Source organism: Parapedobacter brassicae (genome assembly GCF_051400755.1).
Classification (GTDB): Bacteria; Bacteroidota; Bacteroidia; order Sphingobacteriales; family Sphingobacteriaceae; genus Parapedobacter.
Genome location: NZ_JBLFFL010000011.1, coordinates 57,267 through 72,893, shown reverse-complemented (window position 1 = coordinate 72,893; position 15,627 = coordinate 57,267). Strand labels below are relative to the sequence as shown.

The window sequence follows — 15,627 nt, the reverse complement described above, 5'->3', positions numbered from 1 at the left end:
GTTTCGGGGGTCATGCCGTTGGCATAATGCTGGTAAATGGTTTCGCCATGGCGGGCGATGATGATCGCATCGATGCCGGGGTATGCTCCGTGTTCGACATCGTGCATCGCCTTTTCCAGCGAAACCCGACCGGTTTGTGAACAGGAAACAAGGGCAGCCATCAGAAACATGCAAGTGGTTAGGCACCGGCTGAAACTAGCGAACACCTTACCTATTGTATTAGCGGTCATTTTATCGGCTCATAGTAAAGCGCAATCGAGCCGGAGCTAAAGTTTTTTGTCTTCACGAGGTTAAGCACAGTCCGATTTGCTATGTTTTTAAATAACGGCAGTCCGCTTGCCGTTTGTCTATATTTTTCATCCGCTAAGTTAATGAAACCCGTATGATTTACTGCTCAAAAAACTAAGAAATAAATAACAAACCCTTACACCACTGAAGGCGATCCGGGACTGACTGAGCATATGCCCTGTCGAAATGGGTGCCCGATCCGCGGCATTTTCAAGTCCAGCTAAAATTCCCCATATTTGGCGTATCCTTGATCCGCCATGCGAAATGAACTGGTAGCTTTCCTGTCCCAATTCCACTCCCTGACCGGAGGGGAAATGGTAACCATCGCCAGCCTGATGACGGTCCGGGAAGTGGATGGCGGAACAGTGTTGGTGCGCGAAGGGGAGATCTGCAATGCCTGTTATTTCGTACTGAAGGGATGCCTCCGCCAGTATGTAGTCATTGATGGCGTTGAGAGAACCACACGGTTCTTTACCGAAAATGAGGCTGCTGTTCTTTTCACGAGCTATACCAACCGGATACCGTCCGACAGCTACCTCTCAAGTGTGGAACATGCTGTCCTGCTTATCGGAGATCCCGAAACGGATGCGGAACTTTACCGGGCATTCCCCAAGCTCGAAGGGATCACCCGGACGATGATGGAGCGTGACCTGGGTAAAACGCAGGACGCACTTTCCCGGTTCATCACCTCCTCACCGGAAGAACGCTACCTTGACCTGCTTGAAAACAGGCCGGATTTACTCCAACGGGTGCCGCAGCACCAACTCGCAAGTTACATCGGGGTTACGCCGGAATCATTGAGCCGGATCCGGAAAAGGATATTCAGGAACAGGCGCATCTGACTGCCGCTTCCTACCCCCTTTGACCAGCAACCAAGCCGCCAGACCCAGTTCCCCCAACGCCATCGGCAGTGCAAGTACCGTGTCGACTAGACCCGTGTAGCGGTCGTAATCCGGAACCAGCACCTGTGCGGCATTAGTCCCGATGTAACAAACCGAGGCGATCAGGACCATCACGGCCCATATTCGGGGAACTGTCCGCGAATCAAAGGCGACCACACCCAGTACAAACAGGTGGCATCCGAAAATAATCAGTCCGAGGGACCAGCTGTCCGAAAACGACTGGAATGCTTCCATGGCTGCATCCGGATGCTGACGGACATCCTGCAGTACCGGCAACACCTCATATAAGTTTGACAGTGCGACGCCCAATAACGCCGAATAGACCAACCGGAGCCAGGCGGAAAGCAGGGATAGTGCTGCGTTGCCGCCTTTGAAAAAAAAGTACAGGGCCCACGCTGCGATAATGTCCAGTACCAATATGATGGCAAAGGAAAACACCAGCCATCGGAACAGCCCGGGTGAGCCATTAAGGTTGTTAACCGTTCCCGAAGCATCATCGGGTATATAAAGGCGTTGGAAGGCGTAACCATAGGCAAAGCCGGCGATGATCGCCATGGCAAGCAGGGAGCTTCCGGCAATGCGCGCAAATGTCCGTTGTGTGTGGTTCATTATTGTAAGTCCTGTCATTGGGGACAAATGTAGGTACGGAGGCATTTCCATCCCCTTGACGTTGGGTAAGAAATGCAGGACGATCGGCTGAAACGCGGTATGCCACTACCGTATTTTCGGCTTTTCAATCGGTGCAGGCTCCGCTGTCGCAGCCGCTAAAATCAGAAAATTCCAGTTCGGTCTGGATGGGCAGGTTCCGGATCTGCTCCATGCTGTACTTTTTTAGGAACGTATAGCCTTTCTTCGCTTCGGCATCGGCTGCCCAGTGCATCTTGGCCACATTCTGCGGGTGCTGCCATTGTTTTTGGTGCTGCTGGATGGTATGATGAAAGCACATCACACAGTTAGAGATGGGTGGGAACACATATTCGGGTTTGTCTTTCCAGAACCTGACGACATCGGCTTTGGTGATCCCGGCCTCGATCAGCGGAAACGACGGCACCCGGTAATAGTCACCATCGTACTCATTGAACGGTGTTGGTTTCAGTATGCGTTCCCCGCGCCGGACCATGCTTTCCACGTCCATGCGGTCCCACCAGTTGACGAGGTAACCGGGGATGCGGTATTTGCGGATGACCGTCTGGATGTCAAAGGCCGGATCGGGCAGCACGAACGGAGTACCGGCAGGCCCGATATCGTGAAGCACTACCTGCTAACCGAAACGGAAGGCTTTGCCGAAAACCTCAAACAGGTGCGGAGAAGCCAGCCAGACTTCGTGCTGCTGGCCGGCGACCTCGTACAGGGCGGCGCATACCAGCGGGCTTGGGATGAGTTTTTATTACCGGGTAGACTATGGACCGGTGACGATCATTACGCTCGATTCATCGAACGGCTTGCCTGATAGCACCGATGACGATACGAACATTAATATCAATGTAAATACCTATCCGTCGACCGACCTGCCGGACGTGAATCCGGGGTCAGCACAATGGGATTGGGCAGTAAGCCAGCTCAAGGATGCGCATGATGCTGATATTCCGAACGCTCCCGACCTCGCGATGAATTGGTGATTTGTGAACCTATCCCAAAGAATGACCGAAAAAGGAGCAATCCGTTGCTATGCTGAAGGTGGGATAAGGAAATGGTCCGGATCCGGTTCATGCCCTTCGATCCAACCCGCCAGCGCCGAGGCGAATAAGTCAGGGGCTTCGGCACTCCAACCGTGCCCCAGCCCCTTGACCAGCCTGGCGGACGAACCGTCCACCGCTCCGGTGAGCTGCTCCAGCGACCGGAGGATGAGCGAATGCTCGTTTTCGCCGGTAAGGAACAGCGCCCGCGGTGTATACCCGCCCGCCGCCGCTGGCAACGTAAACTCCAGTACCTCGGCATTGGCCCGTACAAATGCGCGCCTGTCCAACTGCCTGACGGAATCGCGGTAAGCCGGAAAATCGACCTCCGGAATCCGAAGGATACGGGCATTCATCCGGATCAGCAGACCGGTTTTCACCAAGCGGCCGATCAGCCTCCCCATGATCCGCATCGCTCCCTTGTTCGGGAATGGCAGGACGTTCAGCCCGCTCAAAAATGCGCTTTCAACCACATGGGGACGCCGCCTAAGCATGACCAGACCGACATATGCCCCGAATGACAGTCCGGCGACGTGCACCCGCCGCCCGCCCGTAATCCCTTGGACAAGGTCGGCCAGATCGGCCGCAACCCTGTCCAGCGTGGACCAGGGAATTGCACGGCTCTGTCCGTGCCCCGGAAGATCGACCACGATACAGCAGTATCTGTCCTTCAATCTATCCACAATGCGGGCCCACATGCTGCCGCTGGTGCCGATGGCATGGAGCAACAGCACCGCAGGCCGGGCCGGATCGCCAAAAAGTCGGTAGTTCATTCTCTCAGGTAGATTGGGTTACATTCCTGCCTCTGCTTCATCCTTGCCGCCAGGACAAATATAGCGGCAAAACGGATTTGCTGACGGCCGGGGAAATTAACAAATTGTTAAGTGACCGGTAGCTGGGAATCAGATGAAACCCACCTTTAACCCGTGTGCTTCCACAAGTTTCCGGAAAACCGTGGATACGGCAAACCGGCTTGGAAAGTCTGTGTCACGCGCCACCAGAAACGGCTCCGGTATGTCCTCTCTGTACACCGCTTTTGCAGGCAGGCTGGAGCCGTCCGACAGCGTCCTAAAAGTGGACCGTTCCCGGTCGATCAGGCTGATGTAACGCAGTACCTTGCCCGCATAAAACGGGAACGCTTCGCCCTGGCAGTTGACCGTGCATTCGAAAAAAAGCAGGTCATCCTTCAATTCGGCCTCCAGCTTGTCCTTGAAATCCACGGAGAATATGGGGATGCCTATAGATGCCTTGACGAAATCGGTGGAGGTGATGTTCCGTTTGGTGTATCCGGACTGTGCTATGGCAGTGGGTTTGGCGAAATCCAGGAATCTGCCATCTCCCTTGTCCAACACGAAGTAATCGAACAGCCGGGACGAACCGTCCTTAAAATCCACCACGGCCAGCGGATGGTTCACCGTCGTGGCTAAATTAAACCATTGAGCATTTGCGTTAAGATTCATTTGTATCAGGACAAAGATAATCGGATTTTTATTGGTGCGCATGGGGTTGTTTGTTCAATTAATCCAGTGGTTGTCAGAAGCGCCGACGCTTTTTCCATTGCCCGCGTTCTACTATATATGGGTATTCTTTCTTCCTGATCATATGCTTTTCTGCTATCGGCTGTATCACGATCTGACTTTGCGTTTTTAGCTTGAGTGGCTCGGCCGGTGGTAAAGCATCCATAACCTTACGGACTGTACGGATACGAGCAGGCACTGTCTGGAAACGGATGGTTGGGATGAAAAAAGTGCGGTATACGGAAGCGGACAATAAACGGAATGGATTGGCGGGTAAGTCGGCGCTATATCCCATAATGCTTGATCACCCCGTGGTACGCGTAGGTCAGGAAGTTGACCGCTGAACGTACCCTGTTCAGCTCTTCCACCTTCCGGTATACCACCCACTGGTATCCTGCGGCCCTGAGTTTGTTGGCGGACATGCCCCCTTTCCTGACGCGATACGCAGCCAGGGGCTGGTTAATGCCGATAAACGGCTCTGTTCCGATCATTTTGGCCACCTGCAGCCACAGGATGTAGTCTTCCTTGAAACCCGTATTGACCTCCGGAATGGGGAACAGGAGCTTACCCATCCGCTCCGCGTTGTACACCGCCGTGAGGCAGCCAATCACGTCCGTCTTGAGCAATTCCGGGTAGCTGGTCGTCCTCGGGATGGTGACCGTTTTCAGGTACTGCCCGTCTTCGTTGATCATCCAGTAGGCCGTAAAGGAGAACCAGGCATCCGCCTCCTGCATCTGACGGATCTGCACCTCCAGCTTGCGGGGCATCCACAGGTCATCGCTGTCCAGGAAGGCGATGTATGCCCCCCGGGCGAGTGCGATGCCGCGGTTGCGGGCTGTGGCCGCCCCAGCGTTCTCCGTTGTCCGGGAGACCCTGATCCGATGGTCCTGCTGGGCGAACCCGCTGGCGATCCGATAGGTGCCGTCAGTGGAATGGTCGTCGACAATAATCAGCTCCCAGTTCGGGTAGGTCTGCCGGATCACGGAAACGATCGTTCCCCCGATGTATTGCTGCACGTTGTAAGCCGGGGTAATGATGGAAACCAATGGTAGTGGAGTTGACATGATGCATTATTTATTTGTTATCTGTTACAAATTATCTGTTTGTTTCAACATAGGCCGGTTACCGGTTCCGTCGGGGAGATGGGGAAACGCCGGCCAGCCTGTGCAGGATCGGAGGGTTTGCGGTTTCCGTATACCTCCTTCAATGCATCGGCGTACCGGTCGCTGCTAAATGTTTCCTTAATCCTATCGCCTGCCGCGGTCAGCAGTTGGATTCTTTCGGGATAATTTTCCAGACAGAGGAACAGGCGGTCGGCCAGGTCCTGCGGGTCTTCGCTCCGGAAGGTAACCCCTGCCCCAAACCGTTCCACGGCTTCCCGCATGCCCCCGTGCCCGGCCACCAGCGGAATGATGTTCAAGGCCAGGGACTCGATGACGAACAGGGCAAACGTTTCGAAACATTTGGAGGGTAGCACGGACACCTTGGCCGAACCGATGGCCTGCACCAGTTGCTCGTGACCGAGGAAGGGCGTGAACCACACGAAATCCAATCCGTTTTCGATCGCCAGGGCCTGCAGCTTCGCCTGCTCGGCACCCTCGCCGATGATCTTCACGGTAAGTGGCTTAAGGTGGTGGTACTGCCGCTTGTACCGCACCAGCGCCTCGATCAGCAGGGGATAATTCTTCTCTTCGGAAAGCCGGCCGAATGCCACGACCAGATCCTGTTTATGGGCCGGTCGCGTTGCGCTGTCCAGAAAGACGTCGGCGATCGGGTTGCCTATGGTGTACATGGCCGACAGGTTGCCGATACGGGGTTGCATGATGCGTCCCAGGAACTCCGACGGGGCGATCACGCTGTCCACCACCCCCCTATCGTAAAAGAAATCGGCGATCAGCGCAGCCAAGCCCTTGCCCCAGGAGTGCAACGTCCCCCCCCGGCTGCACCGCCGGCGGAATATCCGGTAGCGGAAGCGGTCCGCGGCACAGTCGGTGCATCGCTTGCCCAAGCGGAAATCGTATCCCGCGAAATTGGGGCACACCCGTTCGAAGGTGTGGGTCGTCTGTACGACGTGCACATCGCGGTGCTGTCGCTTATAGCCGTAGATCGCGTGCAGAATGGAGGGAGACAGGTTGGCGTAGTGCTGCAGGTGGATGATGTCCGGCCTGACGCGGAGGAGAAACCGCTGGAGTTTCCGGTAATTGCCCCGGGAGTAGATGGCCGACAGCACCGCCTCCGGGCGGGGCGGCCCCATATCCAGATCCACAGCAAAGGGCAATCCTTCCGACTGGCGGCAGGCGACATGGTTGCGGTAGCGGTCGCCGAACGGCGCCTGTTTGAGCGCGAGGACAGTGGAACGGAAAACGGTCCCGTCGCCACCCCCGGTGGCATGTTCACCGATGTGCAGGATATTGATCATGTTTCGTATCGTTTTTATTGATTAAAGAACCGGTCCCCAGCACTAACAGGATCACCTGGATGATGGGCATGAACCCCATCACCTCACCCTTGCCGTGCAGCACAAACAGCAGTGCCAGCAGCGCTATCCAAAACAGCAGGTCGTTGGAGGAAACCCGCGCCAACGCCGGTTTGAGGAAGAACAACAGCTGGTAACCGACCAATAGCAGCTGCCCGGGAACGCCGTAATATAGGATATGCCGCATATAGCCGACGTCCGTGTACCGGTAATAACTGCCGTCGGATGTCAGGTAGCGGCCATCCCCGAACAGGAAGGTCGTGGCTTTGAGGGGAAAATACATGGACGAAAGAATGTCGGTGGATTCGGTGGCCAGTCGCCCCTCGCCGGCGTAGCGGTAAACGAACTCGAAGGCAAACGGCAGCAGGTCGTCGAACAGCGATTGGCGGGTATCGGCTGGAAGCAGCAATGGCCCCGCCAAGGCGACCAGCCCTCCGACCAGCGTAATCTTCAGCAGGGAAAGGCATTTGAATGCGAAACTGCCGCGGTATACCAACAGGGTAACCAACGCCACCGCCAGCCCGATAAACCCTGTCCGGCCCGCAAACGCGGTCCCTGCGACCAGCAAGAGCAGGAGCAGGATGTCGGTCGTCCGCATGGCCGGTCCGGGACCTCCGACCGCGCGCCGGATGAAAACGACGAAGCATAAGGCGTATCCCGCCGACAGGTCGAAAAAGGGATTGCCCGACAGGGCCAGCGCCCGTATGCCCCCATAGTCCTTGCCGGCCACCGCGGCTTTCTGGAAGAAATGAACCGCATCGGCGACGGGCGGAAAAACAAATGCCAGGATCTGTACGGCAGACTGTACCGCAAAAACCGAAACCACCAAGGACGCAGCAGCATCGAATCCGGCGCCCCCGATCCTCCCCGGAACGCCCAGCAGTACCGGCAGACAGTAAACCAGTATCCCCATCAGCCCCAGCTGCAACAGAAACGCCTTCAGGATATGGAAATCAAAGGTAAGGTGGACCATGGCGGGGACGGCCGAGGCCAATGTGAGGAACACCAGCGCAGTCAGGATACGGAGGACATGGTGGAACCGGAAATAAAGCAAAGGGTCCCGGTCGGTTAGCAGGTAGTAACCCGTGGCCAGCAGGAATGCCCCTACGGCCGAACTGTACACACCGGGCACGGGAAAATTGAAAAAGATCAAAAAGCCGACCACTATGCTGAACCACCTCATGACATTGCTATTTTCTTTCGGAAAGGTACACGGCCGCCGGCATGGAGAGCAGGCTCAACCCAGCGTGCAGCAGCTGTCCCACCCGCAGGAACTGTCCTGAGCAGCATAGGAATAGGATAATCCGCAATGCAAAACACCGCGCCAGGTAGTCCCCGTCCGCGAATCCACTTGCGCTGTTCGCTTGCAGGATCTTTCCGAACAACCGGATCAACTCCCCCACCGGCCGGTGCTTGACCAACCGCATATCCGCCCGTACCATGCTGCAGGAATACAGCTGCTGCTCCTCGGGGGAGAGCGTCACCCCGATCTTGGACAGCGCCAGCCGGTGGATGGCCGCCAGCACCGCTCGACGCTCCTCCCGGTTCCCGTCCGCCAGCCGCGTTTCGCTGTCGGCGAGCAGGCGGTACTTCAACAGCACGACCGGCAGGTTGGCGCACCGCGTATGTTCGGCCATATTCAGCCACAGGGCATGATCCTCCGCGCGGTAATACCGGGATTCATACCTGAGATTCCACTTGCCCAGCACCTGCCGGCGCATGATGACGGTGGGGTGGAAAAATGCGGAAGCGGTGAACAAATAGGCCTTTATCCGTTCGTGCGTCACGGGAAGGCCGCGGTTCCTTTTCCTGCCCTGCCCGTCGAAGGCGGCGATGAACGTTCCCGATAGACCAATATCGGGATTGGCCTCCATGAACCGGACCTGCCGTTCGATCCGCGTGGGCAGGGCAATATCGTCCGCATCCATCCGCGCAATATATTTGCCCCGGGCCAGTTCGATACCGCTGTTCAGCACATCCACCAGTTTCCTGTTCTGTTCGTACCGGACCGCCTTGATCCGCTTGTCCATCTGGGCAAAGGCAGCGATGATGTGCTGGCTGCCGTCGGTGGACCCGTCATCGATCACGATGATCTCCAGATTCGGATACGTCTGTGCGAGGATGGACTCCAGCGCCTGACCGACATAGGCCGCGCCATTATAACACGGAATAATTACGGAGACGAGTGGTTGTTTGATCATCTATTATTGTCGGATATCGTAAGGTCACGGAGAATCGGCCCCCGTAACCAGGTGTCAAAAAAATGTTTGTTTTTCCCATATGAGTTGTCCACCATCCGGACCGGCTTGCCCAGCAGCGCTGCCAGGATGAAGCCATGCAGCCGCGTGGTGACCACGTTGTCGTAACGGTTGATGAACGCAATTCCCTGTTGCACGTACCGGTCCAAGTTACCCCTGGAGCGCAGCCCGAACGCCGGGTCCACTAACCCCTGCAATCCCGGCATACCCACCATCCACTCGCTGAGCTTGCGTTCCACGCGGTCCAGCCGGGTCATCCATCGGGTATGCTCCCGCGAGATCCCGTAGGTGGGCCAGTCCCGGATATCCACGATCTTACCCGCACAATCCGCCAGAAAATCAGCGGGGCTGAAGCGGTCGCCCAACTCGTGGTCGGTCCGCTTCAGTATCAACGCCCTGCCCGTCCGCGCCGTGCTGCGGTGCGCACTGAAATCCAGACAGAATGCCATGTCGGGCAGCAGCAGCAACTTTTCGGGGGCTACGTACCGGCTGAGCAGCCCGAAGGAGGCCCGGTCACGCAGGCACAGGAACAGATCACGGTGGGCGTTGATTGTTCGCGCGTCGCGCTCAAGCAGGGCCGGATCGGTATAATGGGCTGTCTGGGGCAACAGAATGATCCGCTGTCGCCGGAACGCCCCGATGACCGACAGCTTGAACCGCTGGCTCTCCCGGTACAGGTCACCGAAATTCCCTCCGCCATGCAGCAAGATCGTCGCATCGGCAGGTACGCGGTCGAACCGACAGGTGTGCATGTTCGCAGTGTACCTCATCCGGCATGGCAGTCCCGCGAAGAATTCCAATTCGCCTTTCCAGATGAGATTGTCACCGATGTTGCGGTGGTTCGGCACGTCCAGCAGCACGAAGTCCCGGTCGATGAGGGGCGTGAGCGCCTGGCTGATGCCCGTGCGCAGCTGCGCGATCAGTGCATGGCTTACCGTAACAGATTCTTCCATAGTCCCATTGCATTAAAGTTCGTTCAGACGGAACGTGCACCGCACGGCACCGCCAAGCCGGGCTTTCCAGGCCCGCAGGTAATAGCTGCGCAGCCCGATTGTCCCATAATCCTTCATCACCCGGAGGGTCTCCAATGTCCCCCGGCTGCCCGTTGAAGCGCTGGCCCCGCCGAGCCTGAAGTTGGTGAGCACCCTGTCCATCCCGTGAAAACCGACCCCACGGCTGTGCAGCCGGTTCAGCAGCTCGAAGTCGCCAGCCAGGCGATAGCGGATATCAAACCCGCCGTACCGTTCATACAGGCTGCGGGGCACGAAACAGGTGGGGTGCTGGATCACCCGTTCCCGGACGAAATGATGGTGGTAGCGTCGAAGCGCATACTCCTGCCCCTCCCGCCAGAGGCGGAGCATCCCGTAGATGACGATACTGTCTCCGTCCGGCAGGGCGGTGTACGCATCAAACACCGTCCGCAGCGTATCCGGCTCATACCAGTCGTCTGCATTGAGGATGCCCACCAGCGTGCCCGAGGCCAGCCCGATCCCCTTGTTCATCGCATCATACATCCCCCGGTCGCGTCCGCTGACCCACCGGTAGCGCACCCCCCTTTCCACAAAGTGCGGAAAATAACTTTCGATAACGTCCAGCGTACCGTCGGTGGAACCACCGTCAATCACAATATATTCGTAACCGGTGAAATCCTGTTCCAGTATGCTCCGGATCGTATCGTGGATGGTTCGGTGACTGTTGAGGCACACCGTGATGATCGAAATATGCGTATCCATCTGCGTTCTCCTTTCTTTTAAAAATAACTTAACCGAACACCCAATGCCGGTAGCCCGCCCTCGCGCAGAACCGGTAGCGTTCACCGATCTCCAGTACGATCGTGATTATCGATACGGTAGCCACGCTGATCATATCCGCTATCCCGCACGTATAGAGCAACGCCATCATTAGCAGGTAATATCCTGTCGTGCGGAGCGCCGTCCAGTAAAAATTTCCGTACTGCCCGTTTGCCAGCAGGGGCATGCCCACCAGCGAGCTGACCGGTGCCAGCACGACCAGGACGCCCAGCACCCGCAAGACAGGCACCGCGGGCATCACCTCCGTTCCGCCGAACCCCCAGAGGATCCACTTGGCAAACGCAAACAACGCCAGGTAAACCAACAGGCCGCCCATGGCCACCATCCGGATGACCTTCCGGAAGAAGACAGTATCCCCCGACCGCGACACCTCAGGAAATATGACCGCCGACAGGTTAAAGAAAACTCCCAGCACAGCATACACAATCTTCCCGGCCAGGTCGTAGTAGACCACACTGCCCGTGCCGAACAGGCCGCCGATGAACAGGATGCCGGCCCTGTCCTTGACCACCGCCGTGAAGTTCGTGGCAACAACCGGCAGGCTGTTGTGCAGGTGGCCGAACACCCGCCGGAGCGGTTGCCGCACCAAGGGGATCCCATACCGTACCCGGAGCAGGTAGAGGCCGAAGGCCGCCCCGACGAAACCACCCACAAACTGGATGACGGGCACCAGAAGGTAGTCGCCGCCCGTGCGGACCAGCACAAAGGTGCAGCAGACGGCGACCACCCTGCCCGCGACACTGGTCAGCGTCACGTACTTTATGTTTTCCATCCCCTGGAAAAACCAAGCAGGCAGCAGCACGTCGTTGAGGCAGGCACCCAAACTCAGGAAACACAGCAGCGCATGCCCCGAAAACTGCGGAATCAGGGCGACCAAACCGGCAAACACCGGCACGGCTGCGGCAAAAAGCAGCGCCTTGGCCGTCAGCACCGAAGCCACCACTTCGCTCAGTCTGGCGGGGTTGTCCCGGTGCCGGGCAACCTGACGGGTCGCCGACACCTGGAACCCGAAATTGACAAAAATGGAAACATAGGCGACCGCAGCTGCGACGAGGATTACCAATCCGAAGGTTTCCCGGTCCAGCACGCGGATCAGGTGCGGGTAAGTGACCAGCGGAGCGATCATGTTGAAGCCCTGCAACAGGCTCAGGTAGCTGAAGTTCCGAAACAGTTTCCGGCCCCGGCCTTCCCCGATATGTCCGATTTGTTTCATCTATGCGATTGTTTGATTATTCCCCAGCAAGCGCCGATAACCATAACCCGCCAGCAGGATAGCACCCGCCAGGGAGCCCGCCAGGGCACCCCCGACCAGCGCCGCCTTCAGTACCCCTAATTTCTCAGTGCGGAGGGGTAATAATGGCGTGTCCACCACCTGGATGACCGGCATTTCCTGAGCCGTGGCCATCCTACTCATTTCCAAGTTCTTCACCACCTCCGCATAGGTCGTCTGCAGGATCAGCCTGTCCAGCTGCACCTCTTCCGACCCGATGCTTGCCGCGCGGCGCGCTGGGTTGATCAGCAGGTCGTGGGTAGCGGCCGCCGCGTGCGCCTTCTGTTTCAGCAGGCGCTTCAGCGAATCGGCCTGGTGCTGCAGCCGTTCGGTATTGTCCCGGTTGCGGCGTGTTTTCGTTGCGATATAGAAATCCGTCGCCTGCACCACCAGCCGCTCGGTAAATGCTTTGGCAAACCGTTCGTCCGAAGACCGGCATTTCACCGAGATGAAATTGAGCTTGCGGTCCGGCCGGGTGATCTCCAGGTTGCGCGCCACGAGACGGTAGTGCAGCACCTGCAGGACGCTGTCCTGCAATCGGGTAAACGCCGAGCGGTCTATCCCAGCGGGGAACCCCACGCCTTCCAGCCGTCCGTCGCCGCTCCACCGCTCCCGCAGGCCGCTGGCGCCGATATACCAATCCGCCAACGTGCGTTCCCGTCCGTCCAGGGTTACCGCCGAGAGCAGGGCACGTTCTACCATCAGCCGGGATGTCAGGAATTTGAGCACATTGTCGCCCTCGAAGACCCCGTTGGACGCGCCACCGTCCGAAATCAACCCCAGCTGGCTGGCCACCCCCGCATATGCACCCAAGGCGCTGGAGCGGCCTTCCTCCAGCACGAAAGTGAGCTCGGCCACGTACTCCTCCCCCTCCAGCAGGGCTCCCGCCATTCCGGCGGACGCCCCCAACAGGCTGCAAACACCCAAGACAGGCCACCTGCACAACAGGTACCTGAAACAGGCCAGCAGGGCCAGTAGCATGTTGGTGAAGGACCGTTCCCCGTTCCGGGGCTGCCTGTTGATCGGCGCTGTGTTCATCGTCATCAGTTAAGGGTGTTCAACAATGTCGTAATGATCAATGCCAGCGATGCCAGTCCACTGGCGAGCCCGATGGCCTGCTGGCCGTTCAGCCGCCGGGGACTGCTCCGTGTAGGCACGTATATCTCAGCCCCTGGCTTCACTTCGGGATAACTATTAAAGAACAGGAATTTCTTGGTGTTCCTGACCTCTCCGTTGGCATACACGATGTAGCTCCGCCTCCGCAGCGCCTCGCCGGTGAATCCACCCGCCCCGTCGATGTAATCCCGGAACCCCATATCCCGGGCAAACCGTATCTTCTTGGGGAAATAAATCTCGCCGAAGACCTGGACGGTCTGCAGCCGCTTGGGCACCCGCAGCAAATCCCCCTCTTCCAGCAGCAGATCATCGTCCGAGCCGGGGCGGCGGATGATCGACAGCAGGTCGACGTCCAGCAGCTGCTCCTTGCGCCGCATGGCCCTCACCAGGTGCCCGGCATCGGCACTGTCCCGCAGCTGGTTGTAGAACAGCTCCAACCGGTTGGTCAGCAAGGCGCTGTCGGACTCGTTGACAAAGGTCCGGCGCATCAGCACGGCCCCCTCGGAATAGGCCTCCGGTCGGAGGCCGCCCGCCCGGCGCAGGATATCCGATATCCGCTCTTCGTCAGTGTTGATGGCATAGCGGCCCGGATACCGAACCTCGCCACCTATCTCCACGTATGCCTGATCGGTATAGCCGGGTGCCCGGCGTACGGTCACCTCGTCGAACGGCTGCAGCACGAACTGCGCCGAGTCCGGCAACGGAGCTCCACCGCTGAGGTCGAATCGGTGGATCACGGCCCTGCGGGCATCCACCGTATCGCCGCTGCGGACGCGCCGTGCGATCTCCACGCGCTGCAATGAGGCTGCGTCCCGCAAACCGCCCGCCATGAGAACCAGGTCCTCGACCTGCATGCTGTCCGCATATCCATACCGGCCGGGCCGGTTGACCTCCCCTCTGATCTCCACCCCATAGGGCTCATGCAGGGCATCCACGGCATATACCACCACACTGTCCTCCCGTTGGAGAGCGAGATCATGGCGCCCGCTGAGGGCATCGGCAACATTGAAATCGATGACGGCCGGTGTTCGGTCGGCCTGGAGACGGCGGATCGTGCCGCGGGAAAGGAACGCGCCTTCGGTCAACCCCGCGGCCCTATCAATCAGACTGGCCACGGTCATGCCCGTCTCCAGCGCATAGTGACCGGGATGGGACACGGCCCCGGCGATGGAAACCCGATTGGCATAGTCATCGAGGATGGAATCAATGAAAAACCGGTCACCCGCCCGTACCAAGAACCGGCCGACCTCATCGGCTCCGACATTGACCAGCTCCCGACGTTCGTCACCCGCCCGATCGGCCCGGATGACCCTGCGATAGGCCTTCTCTGTCAAGCCGCCTGCATATTCCAGTAGCTGCTGGAGCGTTTCGCCTGGCCTGGCCTCGAAGATGGCCGGCCGCCGGACCTCGCCAAGGAGCTCCACACGGTATTGGCAGGAGTTGACCTTGATGATGTCCTGATCGCGCAGGATAACATTGCCAGCCAGGCTGCCCCGGACCAGGAAGTCATACAAATCGAAGGTGGCGATGGTCTTCCCGCCGCGCACGACCTGGATGTCGCGGAAAGACCCCTGTTCGCCGGGACCACCGGATGCGTAGAGCGCGTTGGCTACCGTTGCCACGCCGGGCAGCGTGTAGGAACCGGGGGATACGACATCACCGATCAGCATCACGCGGATGCTGCGCATCCGCCCCATCGATACCTGGACCTGGGAATCGCTACTCCTGATGCTCGGATGTATGGCGGCAAGCCGCTCGGACACGCGTACACGCGCTTCGTCCAGTGTAAGGCCGCTGACCTGTACGGGACCCAGATACGGGATTCGCACATGCCCCTCCGGCGAGACCGTCAGCCGGTGCTGTGCTTCGGCATAGCCATAAACATCGATAAGCAACTCATCGTCAGGCCCGATCCGGTAGTCTGCCGGGGGCAGCATGCGCAGATCGGGCTCGAAAGTCAGGTTTCGGTCGCCGAAAAGTTCGGCACCGAAGATCCGGCTGCGGCGCAGCGCCCGCTCGTACGCCCCGCGGCTTTTCAGTTCCATCCATTGCCGCTGCCAGTACGCGGCACTGTCGGATCGGTCGCCTTGGGCCAACGGATAGGGTCCGCCCGCGGTATCCCGCACCGTGGCTGCGCGCAGCTGACGGTCGAGCCCCAGCTCCCGGATGCGCCGGAGCAGCCCGGCCGCCTCGGACGGGGGCATCCCATTTGCGGTGGCGTATGCCTCGACGCGATCGGGAGAAATCCCGCGGCGCGCCATCTCGGTGACCAGTTGTCGGACCCCAGCATCGGACAACCCGTCCGCGGCTACC

At 58.6% G+C, this 15,627-nt stretch carries 17 protein-coding genes; 3 read left to right on the top strand and 14 right to left on the bottom strand.

Going from position 1 to position 15,627, the window contains the following annotated elements:
• The coding region (locus tag ACMGDE_RS18985; RefSeq protein WP_436834413.1) for a hypothetical protein at positions 1-230 on the bottom strand (230 nt) is incomplete at its 3' end.
• A gap of 315 nt (positions 231-545) precedes the next feature.
• On the opposite strand from ACMGDE_RS18985, the gene ACMGDE_RS18980 reads away from it, so the two are divergent.
• Complete coding sequence (locus ACMGDE_RS18980) at positions 546-1,130, top strand: Crp/Fnr family transcriptional regulator (protein ID WP_436834412.1); 585 nt, start codon at positions 546-548, stop codon at positions 1,128-1,130.
• Here ACMGDE_RS18980 and ACMGDE_RS18975 read toward each other — a convergent pair.
• Both ACMGDE_RS18975 and ACMGDE_RS18970 read right to left on the bottom strand, forming a co-directional pair.
• The gene (locus ACMGDE_RS18975) at positions 1,083-1,799 is read right to left on the bottom strand and encodes a DUF4386 domain-containing protein (protein ID WP_436834411.1); all 717 of its coding nucleotides are present in this window, start codon (positions 1,797-1,799) and stop codon (positions 1,083-1,085) included. The two genes, ACMGDE_RS18980 and ACMGDE_RS18975, sit on opposite strands and share 48 nt — an antisense overlap.
• A 124-nt stretch (positions 1,800-1,923) precedes the next feature.
• On the bottom strand, positions 1,924-2,445 hold the full coding sequence (locus ACMGDE_RS18970; protein WP_436834410.1) for a hypothetical protein: 522 nt from the start codon (positions 2,443-2,445) through the stop codon (positions 1,924-1,926).
• Here ACMGDE_RS18970 and ACMGDE_RS18965 point away from each other — a divergent pair.
• Positions 2,437-2,640, top strand: a complete 204-nt coding sequence (locus tag ACMGDE_RS18965; RefSeq protein ID WP_436834409.1) for a metallophosphoesterase — start codon at positions 2,437-2,439, stop codon at positions 2,638-2,640. The two genes, ACMGDE_RS18970 and ACMGDE_RS18965, sit on opposite strands and share 9 nt — an antisense overlap.
• Complete coding sequence (locus ACMGDE_RS18960) at positions 2,633-2,809, top strand: hypothetical protein (protein WP_436834408.1); 177 nt, start codon at positions 2,633-2,635, stop codon at positions 2,807-2,809. The genes ACMGDE_RS18965 and ACMGDE_RS18960 overlap by 8 nt, the downstream gene beginning before the upstream one ends.
• 47 nt (positions 2,810-2,856) lie before the next feature.
• Here the strand turns inward: ACMGDE_RS18960 and ACMGDE_RS18955 are convergent, their stop codons facing one another.
• The 11 genes from ACMGDE_RS18955 to ACMGDE_RS18905 form a co-directional block, all read right to left on the bottom strand.
• Complete coding sequence (locus tag ACMGDE_RS18955) at positions 2,857-3,639, bottom strand: alpha/beta fold hydrolase (RefSeq protein ID WP_436834407.1); 783 nt, start codon at positions 3,637-3,639, stop codon at positions 2,857-2,859.
• A 129-nt stretch (positions 3,640-3,768) separates the two neighbouring features.
• The gene (locus tag ACMGDE_RS18950; RefSeq protein ID WP_436834406.1) at positions 3,769-4,368 is read right to left on the bottom strand and encodes an imm11 family protein; all 600 of its coding nucleotides are present in this window, start codon (positions 4,366-4,368) and stop codon (positions 3,769-3,771) included.
• Positions 4,369-4,667: 299 nt separating this feature from the next.
• Positions 4,668-5,447: a glycosyltransferase family 2 protein gene (locus ACMGDE_RS18945; protein ID WP_436834405.1), complete on the bottom strand. Its 780-nt coding sequence runs from the start codon at positions 5,445-5,447 to the stop codon at positions 4,668-4,670.
• A 44-nt stretch (positions 5,448-5,491) separates the two neighbouring features.
• Complete coding sequence (locus ACMGDE_RS18940; protein ID WP_436834404.1) at positions 5,492-6,802, bottom strand: glycosyltransferase family 4 protein; 1,311 nt, start codon at positions 6,800-6,802, stop codon at positions 5,492-5,494.
• A complete protein-coding gene (locus ACMGDE_RS18935; RefSeq protein ID WP_436834403.1) occupies positions 6,777-8,042 on the bottom strand; it encodes a hypothetical protein in 1,266 nt (421 codons plus the stop codon). The genes ACMGDE_RS18940 and ACMGDE_RS18935 overlap by 26 nt, the downstream gene beginning before the upstream one ends.
• Positions 8,043-8,049: 7 nt before the next feature.
• The gene (locus tag ACMGDE_RS18930; RefSeq protein WP_436834402.1) at positions 8,050-9,060 is read right to left on the bottom strand and encodes a glycosyltransferase family 2 protein; all 1,011 of its coding nucleotides are present in this window, start codon (positions 9,058-9,060) and stop codon (positions 8,050-8,052) included.
• Complete coding sequence (locus ACMGDE_RS18925; RefSeq protein WP_436834401.1) at positions 9,057-10,070, bottom strand: polysaccharide pyruvyl transferase family protein; 1,014 nt, start codon at positions 10,068-10,070, stop codon at positions 9,057-9,059. Before ACMGDE_RS18925 ends, ACMGDE_RS18930 begins: the two co-directional genes overlap by 4 nt.
• Positions 10,071-10,082: 12 nt before the next feature.
• Positions 10,083-10,850, bottom strand: coding sequence for a glycosyltransferase family 2 protein (locus ACMGDE_RS18920; protein WP_436834400.1), 768 nt, complete (start codon positions 10,848-10,850; stop codon positions 10,083-10,085).
• 28 nt (positions 10,851-10,878) lie between these two features.
• Positions 10,879-12,141: an oligosaccharide flippase family protein gene (locus tag ACMGDE_RS18915; RefSeq protein WP_436834399.1), complete on the bottom strand. Its 1,263-nt coding sequence runs from the start codon at positions 12,139-12,141 to the stop codon at positions 10,879-10,881.
• Positions 12,142-13,242: a hypothetical protein gene (locus ACMGDE_RS18910; RefSeq protein ID WP_436834398.1), complete on the bottom strand. Its 1,101-nt coding sequence runs from the start codon at positions 13,240-13,242 to the stop codon at positions 12,142-12,144.
• Positions 13,242-15,518: an SLBB domain-containing protein gene (locus tag ACMGDE_RS18905; RefSeq protein WP_436834397.1), complete on the bottom strand. Its 2,277-nt coding sequence runs from the start codon at positions 15,516-15,518 to the stop codon at positions 13,242-13,244. The genes ACMGDE_RS18910 and ACMGDE_RS18905 overlap by 1 nt, the downstream gene beginning before the upstream one ends.
• Between the last annotated feature and the right edge of the window lie 109 nt (positions 15,519-15,627).